Annotated in this window: 7 protein-coding genes; all 7 read right to left on the reverse strand. The window is 38.7% G+C overall.

Annotation, left to right across the window (positions count from 1 at the left end):
- Positions 1 to 110: 110 nt before the first annotated feature.
- A complete protein-coding gene (locus DWX76_RS13205) occupies positions 111 to 383 on the reverse strand; it encodes a hypothetical protein (protein ID WP_118570849.1) in 273 nt (90 codons plus the stop codon).
- Positions 380 to 886, reverse strand: a complete 507-nt coding sequence (locus tag DWX76_RS13855) for a hypothetical protein (RefSeq protein WP_147353870.1) — start codon at positions 884 to 886, stop codon at positions 380 to 382. Before DWX76_RS13855 ends, DWX76_RS13205 begins: the two co-directional genes overlap by 4 nt.
- A 795-nt stretch (positions 887 to 1,681) precedes the next feature.
- On the reverse strand, positions 1,682 to 3,157 hold the full coding sequence (locus tag DWX76_RS13225) for a recombinase family protein (RefSeq protein WP_412694080.1): 1,476 nt from the start codon (positions 3,155 to 3,157) through the stop codon (positions 1,682 to 1,684).
- Positions 3,154 to 4,800: a recombinase family protein gene (locus tag DWX76_RS13230; protein WP_118570853.1), complete on the reverse strand. Its 1,647-nt coding sequence runs from the start codon at positions 4,798 to 4,800 to the stop codon at positions 3,154 to 3,156. The genes DWX76_RS13225 and DWX76_RS13230 overlap by 4 nt, the downstream gene beginning before the upstream one ends.
- Entirely contained in the window at positions 4,801 to 6,474 is a 1,674-nt protein-coding gene (locus DWX76_RS13235; protein ID WP_118570854.1) for a recombinase family protein, read from the reverse strand.
- Between the two features lie 111 nt (positions 6,475 to 6,585).
- A complete protein-coding gene (locus tag DWX76_RS13240) occupies positions 6,586 to 6,831 on the reverse strand; it encodes a hypothetical protein (protein WP_118570855.1) in 246 nt (81 codons plus the stop codon).
- A gap of 554 nt (positions 6,832 to 7,385) precedes the next feature.
- On the reverse strand, positions 7,386 to 8,069 hold the full coding sequence (locus DWX76_RS13250) for a nuclease-related domain-containing protein (protein ID WP_118570857.1): 684 nt from the start codon (positions 8,067 to 8,069) through the stop codon (positions 7,386 to 7,388).
- Positions 8,070 to 8,323 lie beyond the last annotated feature (254 nt).

The raw sequence follows: 8,323 nt of genomic DNA on the forward strand, positions 1-8,323 counted from the left end.
TAAAAAATTCTTTTTTTTATTCTGGTATTCACAATTGTTTGCTTGTACTCCGGCTTTTTCTCCTCCTTTATAACCATTCCTGTATTAAAGCCTCGATTAACCGCGTCAAATTAAAAAATTCTTTTTTTTATTCTGGTATTCACAATTGTTTGCTTGTACTCCGGCTTTTTCTCCTCCTTTATAACCATTCCTGTATTAAAGCCTCGATTAACCGCGTCAATAAAATACACGTCATTTGTAACCCCATAGTTTTCTATTATCATTTTTAATAACAGTGACTTACCGCTAGAATTATCTCCAATTATTACATTATCCCTATACTTCAATCTTTTCCGTTGCAATATCTCCACTAATTCATTCAGAGAGTCCATTCCATACTTCATATACTGCCCTCCATCTTCCATTCATTTTTTTTTATATTTACAGTCCTCTGCCCACTATTATTCTTATATCCGTTTGAGTTTTGAACTTGTTCAATTACTTTTTTTGAAATCACTTTTTTTATTCCCAACTTCTCAAATACAATATAAAACCCTTCCATCAAAGCTACTTTTGATGACAAAACCCCGTTAATATCGAACAACTCCACAAATCTTTCTAAGCTATTTTTGTATTCACTAATTTCTGCTTTTGTAAAACTAATGGCTTCTTTTGAGAATCTATCCAGCATTTCAGCATATGAACTATAATATCCTCTTATCTCAAATTGAGGTATACTGTTTTTATTTTTTTCTAAATTTACTTTCTTTTTTAACGCGCATAACCGAAGAAGTGTTTCAAAATCTCGATCTTTTGCATGCTCTCTTCCCCACAACTTTCTCCATTTTAAATTTTTTTTTATTAAACTCATGTAACATATCATAGAATTCGCACATATAAATTCCATTTCGTTGCTCCTGTCTGGATAAAATTGACCCATTTTTGTTCAAATTGGCAAATATTGCTTGCAAGACTTCTTCTCTCCTATCCTCCCGTCCTATTTTTATTTCAATAACAGTAATTGTCGTATAATCCACCTTTCTTTTAATTTCTATCGGCAAAGATGCATAATCTACGTTAACCTCCTGCCCATTAGAATCTTTTAAATTAACATGAAGTTTTTCCACTTGAAACTGATTTATCAGTGCATCTGCGAAAGTTCCTTCATTGACCTCTATTTCTGAAAAATTTATAGCACTTTCTTTTTTTCTGTTTAAAAAATACCCTATATAATAAAAAAAACAAACTCATTACTCTTTGTTGTCCATCCAAAATTTCCAACTGATTATTCGCATTCCTACATGTATAAATTGGCGGGATAGGTAATCCTCGTAATAGTGATTCAACTAAACTTACTACCTGTTCTCTATTCCAACGATATTTTCTTTGATATTTCGGAATAATATACATATTATCATTTACACTTTCAACCAATGTTTAAATCCTATATCCGACTTATACTGCTGAACCGTTACTCCATTGAGATAATCCATTAATTTATTGTCCATCTTATCTTCCTCCAGTATACTTAGCTACACCTATTTCTATACATTATGTCTCTATTATAATTGTTAGATTCTTTCATAGCAAGTCTACACGTAAATTATTCTTAACTTAATCAGCTACTCTTTCCATTCTACTTTCACCCTTCCATCGTCATACACATATATTCCCTTTACGTACTTCTTCAATACATTCCTAGTCAATTTTCTATCCCCCAGCATTCTTCCCTCTCTTCTCTTGAAAGATTCTTCCTCATCTCAACCTTCTCTTCTCCACATATTAACTTTTCTAATTCTTGTTCTTGCGCTTCTAATCTTCCTTTTTCTTCCTCTAACCTTTCTCTAGCCTTCAAAAACTCCTCCCTCTCCATCTCTCCTTCCCGATATCTCTCATAATTTCTCCGATTTTCCTCTTTTATCTCCTCCCGCCTCTTTTCACATTTCTTTTTTTCCGCCTGATACCCTTCTATCTTCTCTTCACTCTGCCGTTTTACTCTCTCCCACATCTCTTCCTGACTAATCTCCCGCCGCAGATGCTCCTTTATCTCTCTCAACACAATTTGCTCCAGCATCCTGTCATCCGCTTTCCCCGCAAAGCACCCCGTATCTTCCTTCCCCTGACTATACGCGCAACTATAAAGCACATGCCCGTGCAGTCTCTTGCTTCCCGTCAGGCTTCTCCGGCAATTTCCGCATTTCACATAACCGCTCAGTAAGGTTGTTTCTTTATCAAATTTACTTTTCTTCGTGTGACGAATTTGGAGAGCCTGCGCTTTTTCAAAGGTTTCCCTGGATATGACAGGTTCGTGATGACCCTCTATCACCTTCCATGCACTTTTGGGTACAGGTATTTCTTTTCCGGTTCCCGGGTCTGGGATTTTGGTTTTTCCGTAGACCATGCAGCCTATATAGTTCTTGTCGTTCAGGATTTTTCGTATCATGTCGCTCGTCCACTGTAAGCCTCTTGTGGATGCTTTTTTATTATCTGACTTCTGGCGTTTGCTCATGGATTGGAGTGGTGTAAGTATGCCTTCTTCATTAAACAGGCGGCATATTTCTGTCTTGGAATAGCGCTGATTGGTCAATTCAAAGACTCTGCGTATCACTTCTACCTCATCTTCCACAATCAGTAATTCTTTTCGATTCTCCGGATTGATTCGATACCCATAAGGAGCAGAACCGCAGCAATACTCTCCTCTGCCTCTTTTAGTGTTCACCGCAGCTTTTACCTTAGCAGACTGGTCTTTGACATAAAAATCAGCAACCAGCCCTTTAAACTGCACTTCCAAATCTGATCCTTTTCCCTGATAATCCTTGGAATCATAATGATCTGAAATAGAAATGAATCGTACCCCCAGAAACGGGAAAATCTGCTCCAGGTAGGTTCCCATTTCAATATAGTTTCTGGCAAAGCGTGAAAAATCCTTTACTATTATGCACTGAACCTGGTTATTCCGAGCCAGCTCCAGCACCTGCCTGATGGCCGGGCGTTCCATCGTGGCTCCGGAATATCCATCATCGTAAAATTCCCGAAATGGCATAGTGGCCAGCTCCGGACTATGGGAAATATAATCTTTCACCAATTTTCGCTGGTTGATGATACTGTTACTCTCTCTCTGGGAATCATCCTCCATGGAAAGGCGGTAATATCCAATAACAAATTTTTGCTCGCTCATACGCCAACGCCTCCCTTGAATCGAAAATGAATTTCTAACCTTTTATCATCATACACATAGATTTTTTCAATCAACGCCTCGGCAAGTTCCGCATTGATTTTCGATGTACCTTTTAAATCTAACAGGCTTTTCAAAAATCGCGTTTCTTCCTTCTGCCGCTTCTGCATCTCTATCCTTCTTTGCTCTAAAGCTTTCTTTCTCTCATCACAAAATACTTTCCAATCATTGCGCTCTACTCTCATCGCCATATATGCTTCTCTGGATAAGTTTCCATCCTTATACTGCATAAATGCCTCTGCGAATTTTTCGGCCTGTCGCTCTGCTTCGACATTCATTCTCTTTATCTCATTTTCAATCTGCACAATTTTCGCTTGAAAAGCTGTTTTGCTCATGGCAACCATATTCTTTTTCTGTAATCCCGATAGTTGAAACTGCCTGTTCAATTCTGCATGAACAATGCTCTGTATCTTATCTTCGGAAACGCTTTTATAGTTGCACTTTCTTTCGTCCTGATACCGTGACGCACCGCAGAAATAGAAAACACTGCCATTCGACCTGCTTGTACTCATTTTCCGTCCGCATTCTCCACAATAAAATACATTGTAAAAGGCTCTTTCATCTTTTTTCCAGCCAACTACAGTTCTTGCTTCCTGACCTGCCTTTAACCTTTCCTGCGCCTTTTCAAATAATTCCCGACTGATAATGGGAGCATGTGCAGCAGGCGTAATAATCCATTCCCTTTCATCCAGTACCTCGCATCCCTTTTCACCTTTTTGAAATCTGGATTCATATTTTCGCTGAACCAGATCTCCATAGTAATTATTCCGATTTAACACTGCCCGTATAGAGGAATTCCCCCACTGGTGCAGCTTTTCACCTTCTTGGCAATATACATGATGATACTGGTCATAATCAGAAATCCGATGCACCCCCTCTTTATACAATTCATCAATGATATGCTGAATCTTCTTACCTGCTGCATATTCTTCAAAAATTCTCTGAACAATCTTCGCCGCTTCCGGTTCTATGAGCAGTGTGTACTTTCCATCCACTTTCTTACAACGATACCCGTACGGAGCTTTGCTCCCAACGTACTCTCCGTTTTTCTGCACAATACGTTTGGCCGCCCGCTCCTTTGCCGAAATATCTTTTGCGTAGGCATCATTTACCAGATTTTTAATATTCATGGTCAGATCCTGATTTTCTGAATCTGGTGCAAATGAATCATACTGATCGCATACGGAAATAAAGCGCACTTTCATAAACGGCAGTATTTTTTCCAGATAATTTCCTGTTTCGATATAGTTTCTCCCAAATCTAGAAAAGTCCTTTACCAGAATGCAATTTACTTTTCTTTCCCTGATGTCCTTCATCATCCGCTCAAAGCCCGGTCTTTCAAAATTTGTCCCAGTTTTCCCAATGTCCGAATAAATATCATACAGAGCCAGTTCATATTCTTTGTCCGCTTTTGCATTATGGGTCTGAATAAATTCCTTTATCAAAGCCACCTGTGTTTCAATGGATTCCACCTTTTTTTCATTCTTATCTACTGATAATCTGGCGTAGATCGCCGCCCTGTATACTGGAATTTGTGCCGATTTCCTCTCTACTAATTTCTTATACCTTTGCGCTGTCCTTCCCATTTATCCCACCTCTTTTCCGCATTCTGTCTGCTGTATTTCATAAAATTGTTTTATGATTTTCAGCTTTTCGATCATGTCTTCATAGCGGAGATGGATTTCCAACCGCTTGTTTTCATAAATATAGATTTTATCTACTGTTAATGCCAGCAGGATTCGATCTAGCTCTTTGATTTCCAGTGATTTTTTCCAATCTTCCAACTGAATGGCTGCAGACACTCCATTTTCAAACATCTGCTTTACCAGTTCTTTTTGCTTCTCGATCCTCCCGTTCAGCTCTTCACACTTTTTTCCATAGCTTTCCCGAAATTCATCAAACTCCTCTCTGCTAAGCAATCCGTCTTTTAAATCATCATAGAGCGACGCCCTCAATCCGTAATATCTACTGTATTCCGACTGCAATTTAGCTATCTGCGCATCATAACGAACGACCTGCTCATAATCTATTTTCATTTTCTGAAGTTCATCCATTATCCTTTCATAATCCGCAAAAAGTGCCGTATACGTCTGAATTTCTTTCAGCACGATTTTCTTTAACACTTCTTCTGAAACACTATGCCTAGTACAAGCTCCGCCCTTGTTCTTGCTCTGGCAGATATAAAATGCTTTTTCTCTGTCCTTATACCGATTTACTCTACGTATCATCGGCGTCCCGCAGTCTCCACAAAAGACAAAGCCGGAGAAAAAACTCGCATGCTCTGCTGTTTTCGACGCTCTTCCGTCATATTGCAATAGCTTCTGTACCACTTCAAACTCGCTCTGTTTTATAATGGCCGGATGTGTATCTTTCACTCTGACCCACTCTGTCTCTGGTTTATTCAATCGTTTCTTTACTTTATAACTGATTCGTTCCTGTCTACCCTGTACCAGATTTCCGATATAAACCTCATTGGTCAGGATACGTTTAATCTGAACTGCAGACCATTTCGGCGTATCTGTCCCCCTAAAGCCAGAATTATAATTTTCTCCGTTCGCCTTTTTATACGCCTTGGGTGACAGAACCTGCCGTTCATTCAATTTTTCCGCTATGGCTCCGAGGCTGAAGCCTTCCATTTTCCAGGCAAATATTTTTCTTACAACATCTGCTGCCTCAGCGTCCACCACAAGACGATTTTTATTTTCTGAATCCTTGCGATACCCATAGGGCGCAAAGGCTCCGATAAACTCTCCTTTTTCCCGTTTGATTTTCTGATGACTGCGTACCTTGCCGGAAATATCTCTGCAATAGCTTTCATTTAAAAAATTTTTCACCGGAACTACAAAAGATTTTTCCGAAAAATCCGCTGTATTGCTGTCAAATTGATCGGTAACAGATATAAAGCGCACGTTTAAAGCCGGGTAGATTTTCTCAATCCAACGCCCGGCTTCTATATACTCTCTTCCGAATCTGGATAAGTCTTTCACGATCACACAATTTACTTTTCCAGACTCTATGTCTTTTGTCATTCGTTTGAACTCAGGCCTGTCAAAATTTCCACCCGAGTATCCGTCATCCACATATATATCAAAGATCTGGATATCCGGCTGGCTTTTTACAAAGCTCCGAAGTAGCTCTCTTTGATTTGCAATGCTGTCGCTCTCTATCTTTGCACCCCCGTCCTCTATATCATCTCTGGATAGGCGAAGATACAGCGCCGCATCGTACATATCTGGCATATTCGTTTGTAACTGTTCCATTCTACATTGCTCCTAACCTGCGTATTCATGGAAGTGAAGTCAGAAGCCATGTATCATGTTCATTTTCCCTGACTTCAGGTTAACATAAAACCTATATCTTTGCAAGGCATTTTAATATATCAGCTTCGTTCTTTTTCTAAGATAATCCAGAATCGCTTCTGTAGCATCTATTTCTCCAGTCAATCTGACAATCACTGCATATCCTTCATTCATGTGAGCGTATGGAGAAACACCGGACTTTTCCACGAAAGCTCCCACTTTTTCTGCAATTATTTTTTGTGTATCCGGAAGCAGTTCTTCGATTTTCTTTAGCTGCTCAAGATCTACTGTCAGCTCTGCCTCTGGTCGATTGTCCATGATGCTCACCTCATTCCCAGCATATTCTCTGCCCAAGTCGTCCTATGCCTGTTTCATTTTCGCTTTTCATACCTTGCTGATTACAAGGTCAGTATAGATTCTTATGGTTAAAAATTTTATGCTGTAAACCACGCAGTTTTGCGTGTCATTCGCATCATTGAATTTTCGTGAAAATGAGGGGTCTGCGGCCAGATACGCATTTATGACGTCACCGTCAAAATGCCTCTGGTCAGGGGAAAGGCCCCTGAAACCCCTAATAATGTGAAATGACGGCAGATTTTGCCGTCACTTTTGATATATGACGGCATTTTTTGCCGCCACTTTTTGGATTTGACGACACTTTTTGCCGTCACAATTTTCTGCTTTTTGTGAATGACGGCATTTTCTGCCGTCACTTTTTTGAATTTGACGGCAGGTTTTGACGGCATTTTTGAAGAGTGCCGTCACTTTTTGCCGTCATATTCCAATTTTCTCCATAAAGAAAGCCGCAGCGGAATTTTACACTGCGACTTTTCTTATATTCAAAATTAGTTTTCTATACTTACTTATTTTCCTTATAAGTTTTTTATGTATCTACACTTGGGATAATTTGAACACCCCAAAAATCGTTCTCCTTTCCGTTCCCCTTTATTAGCAATTCGGATTACAAGTGTACCTCCGCAACGTGGGCATCGCATCACCGCTGTATTTGCCGTAGCCGTCTGATGTTTCTGTTGAACATTTGCTATATGTGTTAATTTTTGTGCTTCACTTACTTGAGTGAACGGATACAACTTTTCATATAACCTATCAACCTCTTTTTGCTCTAGTTGTTTTCCAACACGCACAACATTACTTTGAACAGCAGTAAGAATATTATATCGGTTAATAACAAAATGATTCCCGCTAGTCAACGTAATTTCCTTTAAAGTACACCGATCACTAAATACAATGTATGAATAAAATGGTAATTGAGACTCAGCACCAAAGAACTGCTGAAGCCATTTTAAGTGTACTTTGTTTTGAATAATCGGATTGAAAAACTTCGTTTTCTGCGATTTTCCTTTTCCAACAGGTAACGTCTGTGTCCAATATTGTTGTGTTTCTGTTCCAAAAATCCATCCACTGTAATTCTTTGACTCAAATACATAAATACCTGTTTCATGTAAAAGAATAACATCTATTTCTGTAGTCTCTCCGTTCTCTTTTGGCAGATAAACATTAAATAAAAATCTCTTATATCCTTCAAGTGTTTTCAAATATTTGTATGTAATAAAATTCTCCTAAACGCCCTTTATCAAACCGAACACTTCCATATGGAATTTTCGTTTGGAGATAATATTCTGTTTTCTCATATTGCTTTTTCTTTATGAAGTAAATCGAAAAGCAATAATTATCGCAAGTATATTTGTATGTAATAAAATTCTCCTAAACGCCCTTTATCAAACCGAACACTTCCATATGGAATTTTCGTTTGGAGATAATATTCTGTTTTCTCATATTGCTTTTTCTT

Source organism: Clostridium sp. AF21-20LB (assembly GCF_003478795.1).
Taxonomy (GTDB): Bacteria; Bacillota; Clostridia; order Lachnospirales; family Lachnospiraceae; genus Otoolea; species Otoolea fessa.

Bases quoted from the DNA above. Each gene is read 5' to 3' on its own strand.
- DWX76_RS13205 (WP_118570849.1), bottom strand. From the start codon at position 383: ATGAAGTATGGAATGGACTCTCTGAATGAATTAGTGGAGATATTGCAA.
- DWX76_RS13855 (WP_147353870.1), bottom strand. From the start codon at position 886: ATGGAATTTATATGTGCGAATTCTATGATATGTTACATGAGTTTAATA.
- DWX76_RS13225 (WP_412694080.1), bottom strand. From the start codon at position 3,157: ATGAGCGAGCAAAAATTTGTTATTGGATATTACCGCCTTTCCATGGAG.
- DWX76_RS13230 (WP_118570853.1), bottom strand. From the start codon at position 4,800: ATGGGAAGGACAGCGCAAAGGTATAAGAAATTAGTAGAGAGGAAATCG.
- DWX76_RS13235 (WP_118570854.1), bottom strand. From the start codon at position 6,474: ATGGAACAGTTACAAACGAATATGCCAGATATGTACGATGCGGCGCTG.
- DWX76_RS13240 (WP_118570855.1), bottom strand. From the start codon at position 6,831: ATGGACAATCGACCAGAGGCAGAGCTGACAGTAGATCTTGAGCAGCTA.